We start from the raw sequence: 17,397 nt of genomic DNA on the forward strand, positions 1-17,397 counted from the left end.
GTCAGCCTCGTTCAGGATTGAGGGCATTCGCCAGCCAGGTGACCAGCAGGACGACAGCAAAATAAGAGATCACCAGCGCACTGGTGAAGTGGCCGCTGCCGTTACGCATATTGTAGAGGTACACCTGCAAGGTTTCATAGCGGGTACCGACTAACAGGTTAGCGAACACAAACTCACCTATCAGGAAAGAGAAAGAGAGCAGCACCGCGATAAACACGCCTTTGCGCAGATTCGGCAACACCACAAACAGTGCTGCCTGCCAGGTGCTGGCACCCAGCAGATGAGACGCATCGATCAGCTCTTTCAGGTTGATCGCCTGCATATTGTTGGCAATGGCACGGTAAATAAACGGCAGCGCGATGGTGAAGTAACAGCCGACCAGAATCCACGGCGTGCCGGTGATCATCAGCGGCGACGAGGAATAAAGCTGCAGCAGGCCAACGGATGACACCACCGGCGGCACGGCAAACGGCATCAGAATCAGCACGTTCATCACCGCATCCAGCTTCGGATAATAGTAAGCGATTACAAACATCGCAGGCAGCACCAGCACTAATGAGAACAGCAGCGCGCCAAAGCAAATCAGCAAGGAGTGGCCCAATGCGGTCAGGAAACGCGGATCGCTCCACAGCTCAATCAACCACTTCAGGGTAAAGCCCTGCGGCAGAATGGTGTCGCTCCAGTCAGTCGAGATGCCATACAGCAACGTCGCCAGCAGCGGGGCGGCGAGGATGATCAGCAGCAGCCAGATAATCAGGCGATGATAAATTTTTTCCGCGCGAGACACGTTCTACTCCTGTGATTTCGCGTTGAGATAACTGCGGCGCACCAGATACTGCTGCACCACGGTAATCAGCGCCATAATGAACACCAGCAACATGGCCAGCGCACCGCCGGTATTCGGATCGAGCGAGATATCACCCGACACCAGCGCCGCAATACGCACTGGCACCACGTTAAAGTTACCGGTGGTCAGCGCATAAATGGTGGCGTAAGCACCCAGCGCATTGGCCAGCAGGATGACAAAAGTCCCTAACAGCGCCGGGAACAGGATGGGTAAGCCAATATGCCACCAGTAACGCCAGCGGCTGGCACCGAGCAGTGCGGCTGACTCTTCCCAATCTTTGCGTAAGCCATCAAACGCCGGATAGAGCAGCAGAATACCGAGCGGGATCTGGAACCAGGTGTAAACCAGCACCATGCCGTCACGCGAGAACAGCTTGAACCCTTCCAGCATGCCGAAGTGGCGCAGCAGCAGCGTCAGACAGCCGTTCATGCCCAGCAGAATCACAAAGGCGAACGCCAGCGGCACACCCGCAAAGTTACTGGTCATGTTGGTAAACGACATCAGGAAGCGCTGAAAGCGGCCGCTGCCTGGCTGATGCAGCGAATAGCCGGCAATCAACGAGATCAGCAGGCCGTAAATGCTCGACCAGATGGAGATATCCAGCGACAGGCGAAACGCCTGCAGGTAAAACGGTGAAGTGAGGATATCGATGTAGTTATCGATACCCCAACGCTCGTTCATGTCGCTCCAGAAGCTGTTGATGGCGATCCACAGCAGCGGCGCGAGCTGGAAGGCAACCCAAAAGAAGGCGAACGGCAGCAGCAATAGCGTGGCGAGGGTTTTGCCCTTCATTAACGCGGCTCCGCCAGCAAACCGTGGCACACCGGTTTATCGTGCTCAATGCCCAGCAGCGTGCAAACGATGCCACACAGTTCAGTTTGCTGCGGTTCGAGATCGGGCTGACGGGAGAAGCCCGCACCAAACACAAACAGCGGCACCTGCGTCTCTTCCGGCAAAATGCCGCCGTGCGAGCGGTCATCGTTCATGCCGTGGTCGGCGGTGACGATCACCTGATAGCCCGCAGCGAGCCAGCCGGGCATCCACTGCGACAGATAGCCATCGGCCATACGTGCGCGGTTGCGATATTGTGGCGATGACAGGCTATGCTTGTGCCCGGCATCGTCGATATTCATGGGGTGAATCAGTAAAAAGTCCGGATCGTGGTTCAGACGCAGGCTCTCGGCATCTTCAAACAAGTGGGAATCCGGATAACTGTCGTCCCAGTAAAAGTGGCCGTATTGAATCGGCAAATCGGGGGCGACGGTGTGGCGATCACGCGCATTGTTGAACGGGGATTGGTTATACAGCTCACTCACCCAGTGATAGGCGGCAGCGGCCGTGGTTAAACCGGCGGCGCGGGCGTAATGGAAGATGCTGCGCTGATTGCTCAATCGATTGACGCCGTTATGAATAATGCCGCTCTGCACTGGCGGAATCCCAGTCAGAATGCATTCATACAGCGGACGTGACAGCGAAGGCAGTTCGCAGGTCAGCGTGTAGTATTGGCCGTTGCCCTGTTTGCATTCAGCAAACAGATAGCCCATCGCATGCTGTGCCACCTGATTGCTCAGGCCATCCAGTACCACCAGGATTGTCTTCATTCCCGTTCCTTACATCATTCAAATTGCGGGCACTGCGCTTAGCGGCGCAACGTATTGCGTATCGATGCGCGACATCGCGCCGCCAGGGTGTGTGCAAATTACTGCTTCATATTGATAATCACGTTCTCTTGCCACAGACGCGGCAGCATTTTCGAGCTCTTATCCCATGCAGCCTGATCTTTGATCGGGCGGGCATTTTTGTACTCAGACTGCGGCAGCAGTTTGGCTTGCACATCGGCTGGCAGAGTTAAATGCTCAGCGCGGATTGGACGTGCATAACCTTTCGCCAGGTTGATCTGACCGGCATCAGAGAAGATGTATTCACGCGCCAGTTTGGCGGCGTTCGGGTGTTTGGCGTATTTGTTGATGATGGTGCTGTAACCGGAAATCACGGAGCCATCAGACGGGATCACCACTTCATAGCGGTTTTTGTCGATCTGATCGCGATAATTCAGACCGTTGAAGTCCCATACCACGGCAACCTGAATTTCACCTTTCTCAATGTTGGCAATCACCGGATCGGTCACGCCCAGACGGCCTTCTTTAGCCAGCTCGCCAAAGAATTTCAGGGCTGGCTTCAGGTTCTTCTCATCACCGCCCATCGCGTAGTTGGCCGCCAGTACGCCGTTAGCCGCCTGAGCAGCCACGCCGACGTCACCGATAGTGACCACATACTTACCTTTCTTCAGATCGGCCCAGCTGTGCGGTGCATCTTTCACCTGCTGCTTGTCGATCAGGAAGGCGATGGTGCCGGTGTAAGCCAGCATCCAGTTTCCATCGCTGTCTTTTGCCCAGCTCGGAATCTGATCCCAATGCGTTGGTTTGTACGGTTGTGCCAGACCTTTGGTCACAGCAACCGGACCGAACGCGGCACCCACATCACCGATATCGGCGCTGGCGTTCTCTTTCTCTGCATCAAATTTAGCCAGCTCCTGCGCCGATGACATATCGGTATCGCTGTGCTTCAGGCCATATTTGCTGTTGATGTCATTCCATGTGTCTTTCCAGTTCGCCCAGCTGTCTGGCATACCGACGCTGTTGACCTGGCCCTCAGCACGCGCGGCTTTTTCCAGCGCGGCAAGGTCGTTATCGGCGGCGTGCGCGGCGGGCAGCGCAAGCAGTACGGCACTGGCTACTACAGAGGAGATAAACGCTTTCATCTCGGTTGCTCCGGGTGTAAGTTGTGGGACGTCTTGGTCTAGTCCAGCAAGAACCGAGCCAATGTAGCCCGATCAGATGAAGGTTTTATGACCATGGTGGTGAAATGTGGTGTGACGCGTAGCTCCACATGCGGATACAGCGCGCAAAAGCGTGGGATATGCCTGTCATATTGTAGTCATCGAACTGTCATAGTGCAGAATTGCCCCAAAATGAGGCTAAAAAATGTCGTCGAAAACGGTGGATGTGATTGCTGCGGCGCTGAGCGAACGCATTGAAAACGGTGAATTTACCAGCGGACGTTTGCCGGCAGAGCGCAGTTTAAGTGAACATTATTCCACCACGCGTATTACCCTGCGTGAGGCGCTGGGCTTACTGGAAGCGCAGGGCGTCATTTACCGTGAACTGCGTCGAGGTTGGTTTCTCGCCCCACCCAGGCTGGTGTATAACCCGGCCCATCACAGCCACTTTCATGCCATGGCCGCCGAGCAAGGGCGCATCGCTCTCACTGAAGTGATTGAGGCACGGGAAGTCCCGGCACAGCTGGTGATTGCACGACATTTGCAGTTACTGGAAGGGGATAGCGTGTTTCGCATTCGACGCCTGCGACGTATTGATGGGCGCGCGGTGTTGTACGTGGAGCATTACCTCAATCCGGCCTTTTTTCCCGGCCTGCTAGAGGAAGACCTCACCCGCTCACTTACCGATCTCTACGATCAGCGCTATGGCATTCGTTACGGCGGCGCTCGCTTTACCATTCTGCCCGGCCCGCTTCCTGCGCGCGCGGCACCTGCACTCAATGTCGCCAGCGGAACTCCCGGATTACTCATTACACGCATTAACCGCGATCAACACAAACGGGTCATCGACTGTGACTGCGAGTACTGGCGCTATGACGCGCTCTGTGTGGATGTTGATGTGTAGCATATTGTGATTTCGATCACACTACAGCATGATAGCCTCAGAGAGTTTCCGTACTTTGAGGCGCACAAAAATGACAACAAAATCAGCACCGGGGCAGCTTATTGCTTCGGTATTACAGTGGGTTCTGAATATTGGCCTGGTGACGTTGGCCATCATCCTGGTGGTGTTTCTTGGCAAAGAGACAATCCATTTAGCCAATGTGCTGTTCAGCACCGGTGAGCAGGCGTCTTCTTACCTGCTGATCGAAGGCATCGTGATCTATTTTCTCTATTTCGAATTTATCGCGCTGATAGTGAAGTACTTCCAGTCCGGCTATCACTTCCCGCTGCGTTATTTCATCTATATCGGCATCACCGCAATCATTCGTCTGATTATCGTTGACCATAAAAACCCGTTCGACACGCTTTATTATTCAGCGGCGATTTTAATTCTGGTGGTCACGCTGTGGTTAGCCAATAGCAATCGCTTAAAGCGCGAATAATCCCCCTTCTGTCTGGCGTGGCACAACCAGCAGTGCCACGCCCGATTCTCTGCGTTAAACTAGGGCAACTTTTTCTCCGGAGATGTCCTGATGTCGCATCACGCGCTGCGCCAGTTACTCGCACTGCATTGGCTGCCAGCCACTTCCCCCTTGCTTTCCCCCCCTCTGCTTGACTGGTTGTTGGAGGAAGACTCCATGACGCGTCGCTTCGAGCAGCATTGCCAGCAGGTGACGGTGGAACTGATCCGCGAAAGCTTTATTACCGCTGACGAGATGGCGCCAGAAGCGGAATTCCTGCCCGCCGATGATCGCTTTTGGTTACGTGAAATCGTGCTGTGCGGCGATGGTGAACCCTGGTTGATTGGGCGAACCGTGGTGCCAGAAAGCACGTTGAACGGCCCGGAGCAGATGCTGCAAAATCTTGGCACCCGTCCGCTGGGGCGCTATCTTTTCGCCTCCTCGACGCTGAGCCGCGATTTTATCGATCCCGGTCAGGTGGACGATCTGTGGGGACGTCGCTCGCGCCTGCGTTTATCAGGCAAACCGCTGCTGCTAACTGAACTGTTTTTACCAGCGTCGCCGTTGTACCGCGCGCTGAATCAAGGATAAAGGATTGTGGAAAAAACCTTAACCATGACCAAATGGCAGGCTTATCGGCGCCTGATGCGCATCGATAAACCGATTGGCACGCTGTTGCTGCTGTGGCCCACCATGTGGGCACTGTGGTTATCAGGCATGGCGGTGCCGCCTTTGTCTGTGCTGGTGGTATTCGTGCTCGGCGTCATTGTGATGCGTGCCGCGGGCTGCGTGATCAATGATTATGCGGACCGTAAGGTGGATGGTCATGTCAAACGGACCGCATCGCGTCCGCTGGCGAGCGGCGCGGTGACGGAGAAAGAGGCCAAAATCCTGTTTGTCGTGCTCGGGTTGCTGGCATTTGCGCTAGTGCTGACCATGAACCGTATGACGATTTTGCTGTCATTTGGTGGCCTGGCACTGGCGTGGGTCTATCCGTTTATGAAGCGCTACACCCATTTACCCCAGGTGGTATTGGGAGCGGCATTCGGCTGGGCGATTCCAATGGGTTGGGCGGCGGTTAGTGAGTCCTTACCTCTTGTTTGTTGGCTGGTGTTCTTCGCGAATATCTGCTGGACGGTGGCTTACGACACGCAATATGCGATGGTTGATCGTGATGACGACCTAAAGATTGGCGTGAAATCCACAGCGATTCTGTTCGGACGTTTCGATAAATTGATCATCGGCTTATTGCAGTTGGCCACGTTGGGGCTAATGGCGCTAGTCGGATTGATGTTGCATCTGAACGGGGCGTTTTACTGGTCACTGCTGGTGGCGGGCGGCTTCTTTGTGTATCAACAAAAGCTGATTGCTCAACGTGAACGCGATCCTTGCTTCCAGGCCTTTCTAAATAATAACTACGTTGGTCTGGTGCTGTTTATCGGCGTACTTCTCAATACTCAGCCATTTATTGACCTGTTTTAAGGGGTTGCTGCCATAAAAAAGGCGACCCGTTGAAGGTCGCCTTTCTGTTTTTTATGCCCGACGTTATTCGTGGGCTACAGCACTTTCAATGGTCAGACGGACATCACTGGTCACCAGCTCTGCCAGCATCTGCCACATAATGTGGGTGCGTTCCGCATCGGCATCGCCTGAATCACTGATGTAGCCTTCATCACGCAGTGACAGCACCAGCGCGGTAAACACTGCTTTGTCGAAGAACTCTGGCGCGTTAATGCCATGCAACACCGACAAACGCTGCGCCAGCGTGCGGCTCTCTTTCTCCAGCGTGCCGCGGTTAATCGTCGGCTTGGCACTCAGAATGGCGAAGGTGATGGCAAAACGCTGCAGCGTTTCACGGATACCGGCAGCCAGCAGTTGCAATGAACGATGGCGGGCCGGATTCATGCGTAACTGCCCATCATGCTCGGTAATCAGGCCTTGTCGCGCCATCTCAGCACAGAGGGCATTCAGCACGCCTGGCAGCTCTGCGTTATCCCAGCGCAGGAACAGCTCACTCTTCAGCATCGGGTAAACCAGACTCACCTGACGCAGCAGCTCCGCCTCACTGATCTCACGATGCTGCTGCACAATAGCGGCAATCAGCGATGGCATGACCAGCATGTGGTGGATGTTGTTACGGTAGTAGGTCATCAGGACGGCCTGCTCGCGCGGCAGAATGATGATATCGCCAATGCTGTCTTGTTCCGTCTCGAACTTGTTCATGCCCATGGCGTGATCAAGCAGCGCTTCAGCACTCATCTCCGGCACAGTCGCTTCCGGTGAATAAGGCACGTTACGCAGCAGCTGGGTGTAGCATTCCAGTTGCTCAATCAACTGCTCACGCGTCAGGGAACGCTGACGAGAAGCCAGCAGCGCGGTGACGCACAGGTTCATGGCGTTGGCGGCACCGGCTTCGTTAATACGCACCATCAGACGTGCCGCAATATCATTTACGGTCGGCGTCATCCATGCCGGGCGTTGTGGTTCAATCGGATCGATCGCATCACGCCATTCCGGCACGTTTTTGTTCAGATAGTTCATCAACGGCAGGGGTTCGCCGAAGTTAACGTAGCCCTGGCCAAGATTGCGCAGTTTACGTAACCCGCGCACCATCTGCAGGAAACTCTCTTTCTCTTTGGCCGCGCCACGTAACTCTTTGGCGTAAGTACCCACTTCCATGACGTGTTCATAGCCTATGTAGATCGGAACAAACGTAATCGGACGGCTACCGCCACGCAGCATCGCTTGCAACGTCATGGACAGGGTGCCGGTTTTAGGATCCAGCAGTCGGCCCGTACGCGAGCGTCCACCCTCAACAAAGTACTCTACCGAATAACCGCGGCTGAACAGCTCGCCGAGATATTCACGGAACACCGTGGAATAGAGTTTGTTGCCCTTGAAGGTACGGCGGATAAAGAAAGCACCCAGACGACGGAAAATCGGACCTGCTGGCCAGAAGTTCAGGTTGATGCCGGCCGCGATGTGTGGCGGCACCAGCCCCTGATGGTAGAGCACGTAAGAGAGCAGTAGATAGTCCATGTGGCTGCGATGGCAGGGCACATACACAATCTCATGGCCATCTTGCGCCAGCTGACGCACGCGCTCGCCACCGTTGACGTTGATGCCCTGATAAAGGCGGCTCCACAGCCAGCCCATCACGCGGTCTGTGACGCGAATGGCCTCATACGAGAAGTTCGCTGCGACCTCTTCCATCATCTCAACAGCATTCTGCTGGGCTTTCTCGTGCGAGATTTTTTTGCTGCGCGCTTCGTCTTCAACCGCTTTTTCAATCGCTTTGGATTGCAGCAGCTTGTTGAACAGATCCTGACGCGCAGGCAGACGTGGGCCTACAGCAGCCAGGCGCTGACGCGCGAAGTGAATGCGAGCCACGCGTGCCAGCTTCTGGGCAATCGACTTATCCGTACCGTGCTCCGTCGCCATCTGGCGCAGGGAAACGGTCGGCGAGAAGCGCACAAAGCTGTCACGTCCGTGCCACAAAATGGCGAAGAATTTCTCTACACCATTAAGGATGCGCAGATGTGGCGTATCTTCTCCCTGGATTTCGCGTCCCGGCGCACGACCAAACATCACCGCAACTGGTAACATCTGTACGTCGAGATCAGGGTTACTGCGGTGCAAATCGAGATAGTCGTGGAATAGCTTCACCGACTCAGGATTGGCAACGAAATAGGGGAATACGCGTGGGCCATCATGAATAAACACGTGACGCGGCAGTAGCGTGCCGTCGATCTCCAGCGGAGCCAGCGGATCGGGCAGATCATGTTTCAGGCACTGTGCCCGAAGAGTGAGCAGGTCAGCCTTTGAATCATAAGGCAAAACATACATCACTGGACGAGTCGGATCGATCCCGTGTTCTGAGACAGGATCGGTCGGAATGACCTTACTCTTTACCAAAAAAGAGAGTGGTAAATTCAATAGTTTGTAATAAAGTTTACGCCAACCTGACATAGACAACTTAAAGCCTCTTGTTAGCAAAGCGCGGCAAGCATACCAGAAAGTGCAACGAAGATCTGTGGCTTACACGACCTCAGATAGCCCACATATTGACGCCAAATCACATCAAGGGTTCCAAAGCATGGCAAATAACGTCACCGGTATTCAAAGAATAGTGAATGCAGCCGGTTATTCCTGGCAGGGCTTGCGCGCCGCCTGGAAACATGAAGCCGCATTTCGTCAGGAAGCCATTGCTGCACTGGTGGCGATTGTGGTGGCTTGCTGGCTGGATGTTGATGCGATTTCCCGTGTGCTGATGATTGGCTCCGTGGTGCTGGTGATCATCGTTGAAATCCTGAATAGCGCCATTGAAGCGGTGGTGGACCGCATTGGGCAAGAGCGTCATCCTTTAGCCGGACGAGCAAAAGATATGGGCTCAGCGGCGGTGTTGCTGGCTATCTTACTGGCTCTGTTTGTCTGGATCGCACTGCTCTGGTCGCATTTGCGATAAGTATTCCAGAATCTTCAAACCGCTGATTTTTCCCTCTGTTTTGGTTTTCATTTCGCCAATACCTGTATATACTCACAGCGACTGTATAAACAACCAGGGGGCGGGATGAAAGCGTTAACCACCAGGCAGCAACAGGTCTATGATCTGATTCGCGACCACATTAACCAGACCGGCATGCCGCCAACGCGTGCGGAAATTGCTGCGCAACTGGGTTTTCGCTCGCCCAATGCTGCGGAAGAACACCTGAAAGCACTGGCGCGTAAAGGCGTCATCGAGATTGTATCCGGTGCATCTCGCGGCATCCGCCTGCTAATGGAAGAAGAAGTCTCCGAAGGGTTGCCGCTGATCGGTCGCGTGGCCGCCGGTGAGCCGCTGCTGGCGCAAGAGCACATCGAAGCGCACTATCAGGTTGATGCCAATCTGTTTAAACCTACCGCCGATTTTCTGCTGCGGGTGAGTGGTATGTCGATGAAAGACATCGGGATTATGGACGGCGACTTGCTTGCAGTGCATAAAACCCAGGAAGTCCGTAATGGTCAGGTTGTGGTGGCGCGCATTGATGATGAAGTGACCGTCAAACGCTGGAAAAAGCAGGGTGCCATTGTGCATTTGCTGCCAGAAAACACCGAATTCCAGCCGATTGTGGTCGATACCCGTGAGCAGGCTCTGACCGTTGAAGGTTTGGCTGTGGGCATCGTACGTAACGGCGAATGGCTTTAATCTCTCATTGAATTCCCCCGCTGCGGTTGGTCGCTGTGCTGACCGCAGTCTGATACATTGATTTTCCTCCTCAGGCTGATTGTCGGTTAATGGTCCTATTGACCAGCGCAACAATGGAACGGGCGAATGCGGCTGTTTTCCTCCTCAGATAAAGCATTGTGGCGGCTGGCGCTGCCGATGATTCTCTCCAATATTACCGTTCCGCTGCTCGGTGTCGTCGATACGGCAGTGATTGGCCATCTCGATAGCCCCATTTACCTCGGTGGCGTGGCGGTAGGTGCAACGGCGACCAGTTTCATCTTTATGTTGCTGTTGTTCCTGCGCATGAGCACCACGGGTTTGACTGCGCAGGCGTTTGGCGCGAACGATAAAACCGCCTTAGCGCGGGCGTTGACGCAACCTCTGCTGATCGCCCTGGTGGCGGGCGTGCTGTTTTTATTACTGCGCGCGCCCTTTAGTTTGATCGCAGCCTCATTAATGGGCGGCAGCCCGGAAGTGCAGCACCAGGCACAAATTTTTATCAACATTCGCTGGCTTAGCGCACCGGCGACCTTAGCCAATCTGGTGATTTTGGGCTGGTTGCTTGGCGTGCAATATGCGCGAGCGCCGATGGTGCTGCTCATTGTCGGTAACCTGGTGAATATCCTGCTCGATCTCCTGTTTGTGCTGAAGCTTCACTGGGGCGTTGCAGGTGCGGCGGCGGCAACGGCGGTGGCAGAGTACGTCACGCTGGGTGTGGGGTTATGGATGGTGGTACGTGTGCTTAAGTTGCGCGGCATTTCTTTCAACCAGCTAAAACAGAGCTGGCGTGGTGATGCGGCACGCCTGTTCCGGCTCAACCGCGACATCATGCTGCGTTCGCTGATGGTGCAAATCTGTTTCGCGTCACTCACCTTGCTGGGCGCGCGTTTAGGGCCAGATGTTGTTGCGGTGAATGCCGTACTGCTGATGTTCCTGACGTTTACGGCCTATGCGCTGGATGGTTTTGCCTATGCCGTGGAGGCCTGCTCCGGTGAAGCGGTGGGGGCGCGAGATCGCAGTCGCTTATTACTGATTTGGCATGCTGCCTGCCGTCAGGCTGGTATCGTTGCCCTGGCGTTCGCAGCCATCTATGCGATAACCGGCCCCCAAATTGTGGCGTTGCTCACCTCGCTTGAGCCACTGCGAGAGATGGCCGATCGCTATCTTGGCTGGCAGGTGATTCTGCCGCTGATCGGTGTCTGGTGTTATCTGCTGGACGGTATGTTTATCGGCGCCACGCGCGGGCGCGAAATGCGCAACAGCATGATGATGGCGGCAGTGGGTTATGGGCTTGCCTTACTGACACTCCCGTGGCTCGGTAATCACGGCTTATGGCTGGCGGTGACGGTGTTTCTTGCCTTGCGTGGCTTGACGCTCTGGTGGATGTGGCGACGCCACTGGCGACACGACAGCTGGTTCACTGTTTGAATAAGCGAAGCGTAACCTACAGATTATTCTGTATTTTTTTGCGTAATCCTATCTGGCTACTATAATTATCTCAAACGGCGCAATTGAGTAGCGCGTTGTGTGGGTGATTACCTGATTTATCAGGAGATCATCGCATCTCACTCAGGATGATGTGGAGGATTATGATGAACAAAGACGAAGCGAGCGGTAACTGGAAGCAGTTTAAAGGGAAAATGAAAGAGAAGTGGGGCAAGCTGACGGATGACGATATGACGGTCATCGAAGGTAAGCGCGATCAGCTTGTCGGTAAAATTCAGGAACGCTACGGCTACGCGAAAGACCAGGCCGAAAGCGAAGTGAAAGACTGGGAAAGTCACAATAAAGATTACCGCTGGTAACCGGAATTAAGGAAGATGCTCCTACCCCGCCGATCACCCGTCGGCAAGGCACAAGGAAGTGCCACTCACCCTTTTCTCACTCTCTTTTTCGTATCAATCTCATGATCGTGATCGCAGCTATCGTGATGATTGCATGCTGCGACTTCTGCGCAGTTCTCGCACAAACCATGGGCTTCAATAACCGTGTGGCGCAATGAGAAACCGGCCTGATCGGCCAATCCCGAAATAATCTTTTCTACGCCGTGTGCGTGTTTTTCACTGACTGCCGCACAACCATCACACACCAGCATCACCGAAGTATGCGCAGGCTCGTCGAAATGGTGGCAAACCACATAACTGTTGTTTGATTCGACACGATGAATAAAACCCTGCTCCAGCAGAAAATCCAACGCGCGGTAAATGGTCGGAGGTTTAGCCTGCGGCTCGCTGATGCGAAGTTGATCCAGCAGATCGTAAGCACTGATCGAACCATTCTGCTCAGCCATTAAACGCAACACTTCAGCGCGTTGAGTGGTCAGGCGCACGCCGCGGTCAAGGCAAAGGGATTCTGCCTGAGTAAGCAGTTGTGCGGGCGTGAGGTTTGACATAAGTGTTCTCCAGGTTGCAGGCGATGTTATTTTATCACACAAACTTTTACCCTGCTGTGATTGCTTTTTACCCGGTTAAAGACCTGGAAAAATCCCGTTAATCAATAAATTAACTTAACCTTCCTGTTGTGCTGATAAAACTGCTCATTTCAGACCCTCTATGAGATCAGTCATATAGCGTAATTATCACGCTATTTTTGCTTTGCAACTCACCGGGTTAGCGTCTAAGGTTCAAAAGGTCTTAAGTAATATCTGGCATCAATTTAGGTTTTGTTCATTTTTCTGCATAACTAAACAGCAGAATGGTGTGGTTGTATCCAATTCTGCGAACAGCAGTGCTATTTCCTTTTAATTCACAGCAATGATGCGTTAGCCAGGGTTCAGAATAGCGGCTAACTAAACTGTTTCGTTTCTGAGTTATTCAGCGACATTTCAAAGGTGATGGCAGGCTCATGGTGAAGACATTATTCAGGCACAAAAAAGTAGCTTATCTTGTTGGTTTGAATGCAGTATTTCTTTCTTCTTCAGCTCTGGCAGCAGGTACATGGTATGACGCGCGTAACGATGCCATGGGTGGCACCGGCGTCGCTTCGTCAACCTGGAGTTCAGCGGTGCTGGCTAACCCGGCATTGATGACCAAAGCCAAACCTGAAGATAATGTCAGCGTCATATTCCCTTCAGCCGGTGTGCAGGTTACCGACAAAGACAAATTAATTAACAAAGTTGATGACATCACGGACAGTGTTGATCGCTACAAAAACGTGATCGACAACCTGACGTTTGCCGACTATTTAAGAGGTTATCCGGAGTTAAAGGCTGCGGCTGGTGATATGGCTAATCAGCTGGATGACTTAAAGGGTGATAAAGCACACGGTACTGCGGGTGTCGCTTTTGCTGTTACTGTACCGAATGAAACACTGCCTTTTGCCTTTATTACCAAAGCCTACGGCACGGCCAGTGTGCAGGCTAACGTTGTGGGCAGCGATATTACCTATCTGCGCGGTGTGGCTAACGGCACGGTGATCCCCGTGCCAGGTGATCAGGATAAACTGAGTTCGAGCGGTCATGGTCTGGCAGCACTAGTCACGGACTATGGTGTGGCACTGGCACATGAATTTGATGTCGCTGGCCATCCGGTTTCTGTGGGCGTGACACCAAAGCTGCAAAAAACCTGGCTGTATAACTACACCGCCAGTATTTATAACTTTGATAAAAGTAATATCAACAACAGCCAATACCGCAGTTCCGATACCGGCTTCAATATTGATGCAGGCATCGCGACCGACTTTGGTGAGCATTGGACGTTGGGTGTGACAGGGCAGAACCTGATCTCACGCGACATCGACACCAAAACAGTGGAAGGCTACCGCGATACCTATCAAATCCGTCCGCTGGTCACGTCAGGTCTGGCCTGGAACTACGGCGCGTTCACCCTGGCAGGCGATGTTGATTTGACGCAAACCAAGCGTTTCAAATCGGAAGAAAGCAGCCAATATGCGGGAGTGGGGGCCGAGTATCGCGTGCTGGATTGGTTAGCACTGCGCGCGGGTTATCGTGCGGATATGAAATCAAATGATGCCAATGTGGTTACCGCAGGTCTGGGCGTTTCACCGTTTAACAACACGGTGCATCTGGATCTTGCTGGTTCAGTGGGTGACGATAATACCTGGGGCGGCATGCTGCAGCTCGGATTTAACTTCTGATTGCGTCATTTCACATCACGCTAACATTCACCCTTAAATGGCGTGAACATGCTCACAAAAACAGGTCGCCATTGGCGGCCTGTTTCATTCCTGGGCGCAGAATTTGTGATCGTTATCAATCAGCGAAACTGTGCCAGATTCAACTGGGAAAGTAGCCAATCTTTAAAGCTATCTAACGCAAAGTGGCGATGCTGATGCCGTGGGAACACCAGGTAATGGCCGATATAGTGAATCTCCTGGGTGGTCTCAATCAGCGGACAAACTAAGCGCCCACTGGCAAGCTCTCGTTCTGCTAATAATTTGGATTCCAGCACCACTCCCAGACCATCAACGGCAGCGGCAATCGCCATAAAACTGCGGTCAAAGCGCAAACCATAATGGCGCGGAGGCGTCAGGTAATTGGCTTCAAACCAGCCCTTCCATTGGTAGAGTTGCACATCGCACTGAATCAACGATTGGTGATAGAGGTCCTCCGGGCAGCGGATGCGTGCGGCAATCTCTGGTGAGCAAAGCGGTGTTAATTCCTCCACGGCCAGCGGGATTTTCTCGTAAGGCGAAGGACGCGGCTCGCCATAAACAATATCTAAATCATAGTCATCCTGCTCAAAGCGCGCATATTCGGTGCTGGCTGAAAGACGCAGATCAATATGTGGGTGTGCGGCAATAAAGCTTCCCAGGCGGGGTAATAGCCACTGATGGGCAAAGCTTGGCGCGGTGTGCAGACGCAGTGGCCGCGATTCATCAGCAGTGACGAGCGAAAGCCCACGCTGCATCTCATCAAATCCCCGCTGGATATGTTCCAGCAAGATTGCCCCTTCTTTGGTTAGCATGATTTCGCGCGTACTGCGCTGAAACAGGCGCGTGTCGAGCGTCTCCTCCAGCTTACGAATCGCATGACTAATGGCGCTAGGCGACAAATCCAACTCTTGCGCTGCGGCGGTAAATGCCCCTGTGCGGCCTGCGGCTTCAAACGCGCGCAACAGTGACAGTGGGGCTTTTTTTAATAATGTCATTTGTGAATCCCATTCAACAGTTGATGCATTTTTTGCTTTTGTCGGCAGGCGCCAAGGCTGAGTAATCTGCTGCTAAACGGCAAGCAGGTGAAAATGGCACGTGAATCCGCTGCAGCTTTCACCATGACAGATCGCTCTTCTGCTTGCCAACTCTGCTGATTTTCTCTTCTTTCAGGAACAGATATGACGACTCTTGCAGAACCGGAATTGAGCCTTACACAGCGGCTGTCACAGCACGCTTATCGTATTCGTCGCTACGCGTTGCAAATGGGCGAAGTACAGGGGCAAGGCTATATCGGCCAGGCTCTGGGACTGGCTGATATGCTGGCCGTGGCATGGTGCCATGCGATGAATTACCGCGCGGAAGAACCCGAATGGGAAGGCCGCGATCGTTTTCTGCTTTCCCACGGCCACTATGCGATTGCACTTTATGCGGCGTTGATTGAAGCGGGCGTGATTCCTGTGGAGGAGCTGGAAACGTATGGATCTGATGATAGTCGCTTACCAATGTCTGGCATGGCGACCTACACGCCAGGCATGGAAATTTCAGGCGGATCGCTCGGACAGGGGCTGACGATTGGTGTCGGTATGGCATTGGCATTGCGTCATAAAGGAAATCCGGCTTTTGTTTACAACTCGATGTCGGATGGCGAACTGGATGAAGGGGCAACCTGGGAAGCTGCGATGGGGGCGGCACATCATCAACTGAGTAATTTGATCGTCATGGTGGATATCAACCAGCAGCAGGCAGATGGCCCCTCTGGCAAAGTCATGGGATTTGAACCGCTGGCAGATAAGTGGCAGGCGTTTGGCTGGCATGTACAGCGTGTGGATGGCAATGACATTGCTGCTGTGAAGCAGGCATTTGATCGGGCACGCGCGTTAAGCGAACCCAAGCCGCGCGTCATTCTGCTGGACACGCTAATGGGTAAAGGCGTGCCATTCCTGGAAGCGCGTGAAAAGAATCATTTTATTCGTGTGGATGCTGACGAGTGGCAACAGGCCATCACCATCCTCGATCAGGCTCAGGAGGCCACGCAATGAGCAGCATCACCACAGAGAAAAAGCCACGCCTGACAACGTCGGCGATGATTGCCTCAATTGCCGCAGAAGGACAAGCCACGGTTGCTGCGCCCTTTGGTCATGCGCTGGTCAAAGCCGCTGCGACCCGGCCGTCGATCGTTGGGTTGACTGCCGACCTGTCCAAATACACCGATTTGCATATCTTCGCCCAGGCCTATCCAGAACGTCATTTCCAGATGGGCATGGCAGAGCAGCTATTGATGGGCGCAGCCGGTGGCATGGCGAAGGAGGGCATGACGCCATTTGCGACCACCTATGCGGTGTTTGCCACGCGTCGTGCCTACGACTTTATCCATCAGGTGATCGCGGAAGAGCAGCTGAATGTGAAAATCTGCGCTGCGCTGCCGGGGTTAACCACCGGCTACGGCCCAAGCCATCAGGCCACTGAAGATATCGCGCTGATGCGGGGTATTCCGGGCATGACCATTGTTGATCCTTGTGATGCGCTGGACACGGAGCAAGCCGTTGCCGCTATCGCTGACCATCAGGGGCCGGTTTATATGCGTCTGTTGCGCGGTAAGGTGCCGCTGGTGCTGAACGAATACGATTATCAATTCGAACTGGGCAAAGCCAAATTGCTGCGCGATGGCCGTGATGTGCTGCTGATTTCCAGTGGGATTATGACAATGCGAGCACTGGAGACAGCAAAAGCGCTGGCAGCCGATAACGTCGATGTTGCGGTATTGCACGTACCGACCATCAAGCCTCTGGACACTGAAACCATTATCACCCAGTGCCGCCGTGCCGGGCGTTTAGTGGTGGTGGTTGAGAACCATAGCCTGGTCGGCGGTTTGGGTGAGGCGGTGGCGACCACGTTAATGCATGCGCAGGTCATGCCCGTGTTTCGTCAAATCGGCTTGCCCGATCAGTTCCTGGATGCGGGTGCGCTGCCCACTTTGCACGACCGCTACGGCATTTCCACAGAAGCGATGGTCAGCGCGATTCGCGTCTGGCTGGCATAACGGCGCGAA

General features: G+C 53.8%; 18 protein-coding genes. 11 read left to right on the forward strand and 7 right to left on the reverse strand.

Annotation, left to right across the window (positions count from 1 at the left end):
* Nucleotide 1: 1 nt before the first annotated feature.
* From AC6I8L_RS01585 to AC6I8L_RS01600, 4 genes are all read right to left on the reverse strand, one after another.
* A complete protein-coding gene (locus tag AC6I8L_RS01585) occupies nt 2-787 on the reverse strand; it encodes an ABC transporter permease (RefSeq protein ID WP_034826980.1) in 786 nt (261 codons plus the stop codon).
* A 3-nt stretch (nt 788-790) separates the two neighbouring features.
* The gene (locus AC6I8L_RS01590; protein WP_058960061.1) at nt 791-1,639 is read right to left on the reverse strand and encodes an ABC transporter permease; all 849 of its coding nucleotides are present in this window, start codon (nt 1,637-1,639) and stop codon (nt 791-793) included.
* A complete protein-coding gene (locus AC6I8L_RS01595; RefSeq protein WP_058960062.1) occupies nt 1,639-2,448 on the reverse strand; it encodes an alkaline phosphatase family protein in 810 nt (269 codons plus the stop codon). Before AC6I8L_RS01595 ends, AC6I8L_RS01590 begins: the two co-directional genes overlap by 1 nt.
* Nucleotides 2,449-2,546: 98 nt before the next feature.
* Complete coding sequence (locus AC6I8L_RS01600) at nt 2,547-3,608, reverse strand: ABC transporter substrate-binding protein (RefSeq protein WP_058960063.1); 1,062 nt, start codon at nt 3,606-3,608, stop codon at nt 2,547-2,549.
* Between the two features lie 223 nt (nt 3,609-3,831).
* On the opposite strand from AC6I8L_RS01600, the gene AC6I8L_RS01605 reads away from it, so the two are divergent.
* The 4 genes from AC6I8L_RS01605 to ubiA all read left to right on the forward strand — a co-directional run bounded on the left by AC6I8L_RS01605 (nt 3,832) and on the right by ubiA (nt 6,511).
* A complete protein-coding gene (locus tag AC6I8L_RS01605) occupies nt 3,832-4,530 on the forward strand; it encodes a UTRA domain-containing protein (protein WP_058960064.1) in 699 nt (232 codons plus the stop codon).
* A gap of 70 nt (nt 4,531-4,600) precedes the next feature.
* Nucleotides 4,601-5,011 carry a phosphate-starvation-inducible protein PsiE gene (psiE, locus tag AC6I8L_RS01610; protein WP_058960065.1) on the forward strand — a complete coding sequence of 137 codons (411 nt, stop codon included), beginning with the start codon at nt 4,601-4,603 and terminating at the stop codon, nt 5,009-5,011.
* A gap of 90 nt (nt 5,012-5,101) precedes the next feature.
* The gene (gene ubiC / locus AC6I8L_RS01615) at nt 5,102-5,620 is read left to right on the forward strand and encodes a chorismate lyase (protein WP_160868411.1); all 519 of its coding nucleotides are present in this window, start codon (nt 5,102-5,104) and stop codon (nt 5,618-5,620) included.
* A 24-nt stretch (nt 5,621-5,644) separates the two neighbouring features.
* Nucleotides 5,645-6,511 (forward strand): 4-hydroxybenzoate octaprenyltransferase, encoded by an 867-nt coding sequence (gene ubiA / locus AC6I8L_RS01620; RefSeq protein WP_200538060.1) that lies wholly within the window; start codon nt 5,645-5,647, stop codon nt 6,509-6,511.
* 63 nt (nt 6,512-6,574) lie between these two features.
* On the opposite strand, the gene plsB is transcribed toward ubiA, so the two are convergent.
* Nucleotides 6,575-8,998, reverse strand: coding sequence for a glycerol-3-phosphate 1-O-acyltransferase PlsB (gene plsB, locus AC6I8L_RS01625; RefSeq protein WP_058960067.1), 2,424 nt, complete (start codon nt 8,996-8,998; stop codon nt 6,575-6,577).
* Between the two features lie 127 nt (nt 8,999-9,125).
* Between plsB and AC6I8L_RS01630 the strand changes: the two genes are divergently transcribed.
* The 4 genes from AC6I8L_RS01630 (at nt 9,126) to AC6I8L_RS01645 (ending at nt 12,040) form a co-directional block, all read left to right on the forward strand.
* Nucleotides 9,126-9,494 (forward strand): diacylglycerol kinase, encoded by a 369-nt coding sequence (locus tag AC6I8L_RS01630; protein ID WP_034826963.1) that lies wholly within the window; start codon nt 9,126-9,128, stop codon nt 9,492-9,494.
* Between the two features lie 105 nt (nt 9,495-9,599).
* Nucleotides 9,600-10,214 carry a transcriptional repressor LexA gene (lexA, locus tag AC6I8L_RS01635; RefSeq protein ID WP_034826962.1) on the forward strand — a complete coding sequence of 205 codons (615 nt, stop codon included), beginning with the start codon at nt 9,600-9,602 and terminating at the stop codon, nt 10,212-10,214.
* A 126-nt stretch (nt 10,215-10,340) separates the two neighbouring features.
* A complete protein-coding gene (gene dinF / locus AC6I8L_RS01640; protein WP_058960068.1) occupies nt 10,341-11,663 on the forward strand; it encodes an MATE family efflux transporter DinF in 1,323 nt (440 codons plus the stop codon).
* A gap of 164 nt (nt 11,664-11,827) precedes the next feature.
* Nucleotides 11,828-12,040 (forward strand): CsbD family protein, encoded by a 213-nt coding sequence (locus tag AC6I8L_RS01645; RefSeq protein ID WP_034826959.1) that lies wholly within the window; start codon nt 11,828-11,830, stop codon nt 12,038-12,040.
* Between the two features lie 65 nt (nt 12,041-12,105).
* Here the strand turns inward: AC6I8L_RS01645 and zur are convergent, their stop codons facing one another.
* Nucleotides 12,106-12,627 (reverse strand): zinc uptake transcriptional repressor Zur, encoded by a 522-nt coding sequence (gene zur, locus AC6I8L_RS01650; RefSeq protein WP_034826958.1) that lies wholly within the window; start codon nt 12,625-12,627, stop codon nt 12,106-12,108.
* Between the two features lie 452 nt (nt 12,628-13,079).
* On the opposite strand from zur, the gene AC6I8L_RS01655 reads away from it, so the two are divergent.
* A complete protein-coding gene (locus AC6I8L_RS01655) occupies nt 13,080-14,330 on the forward strand; it encodes a conjugal transfer protein TraF (protein ID WP_058960069.1) in 1,251 nt (416 codons plus the stop codon).
* A 119-nt stretch (nt 14,331-14,449) separates the two neighbouring features.
* On the opposite strand, the gene AC6I8L_RS01660 is transcribed toward AC6I8L_RS01655, so the two are convergent.
* Nucleotides 14,450-15,343 carry a LysR substrate-binding domain-containing protein gene (locus AC6I8L_RS01660; protein ID WP_058960070.1) on the reverse strand — a complete coding sequence of 298 codons (894 nt, stop codon included), beginning with the start codon at nt 15,341-15,343 and terminating at the stop codon, nt 14,450-14,452.
* Nucleotides 15,344-15,526: 183 nt separating this feature from the next.
* Between AC6I8L_RS01660 and AC6I8L_RS01665 the strand changes: the two genes are divergently transcribed.
* Together AC6I8L_RS01665 and AC6I8L_RS01670 are read left to right on the forward strand one after the other, a co-directional pair.
* A complete protein-coding gene (locus tag AC6I8L_RS01665) occupies nt 15,527-16,387 on the forward strand; it encodes a transketolase (RefSeq protein ID WP_058960071.1) in 861 nt (286 codons plus the stop codon).
* Nucleotides 16,384-17,388 (forward strand): transketolase family protein, encoded by a 1,005-nt coding sequence (locus AC6I8L_RS01670; RefSeq protein ID WP_058960072.1) that lies wholly within the window; start codon nt 16,384-16,386, stop codon nt 17,386-17,388. Before AC6I8L_RS01665 ends, AC6I8L_RS01670 begins: the two co-directional genes overlap by 4 nt.
* Nucleotides 17,389-17,397 lie beyond the last annotated feature (9 nt).

The sequence above is a fragment of the Type-E symbiont of Plautia stali genome (assembly GCF_059731115.1).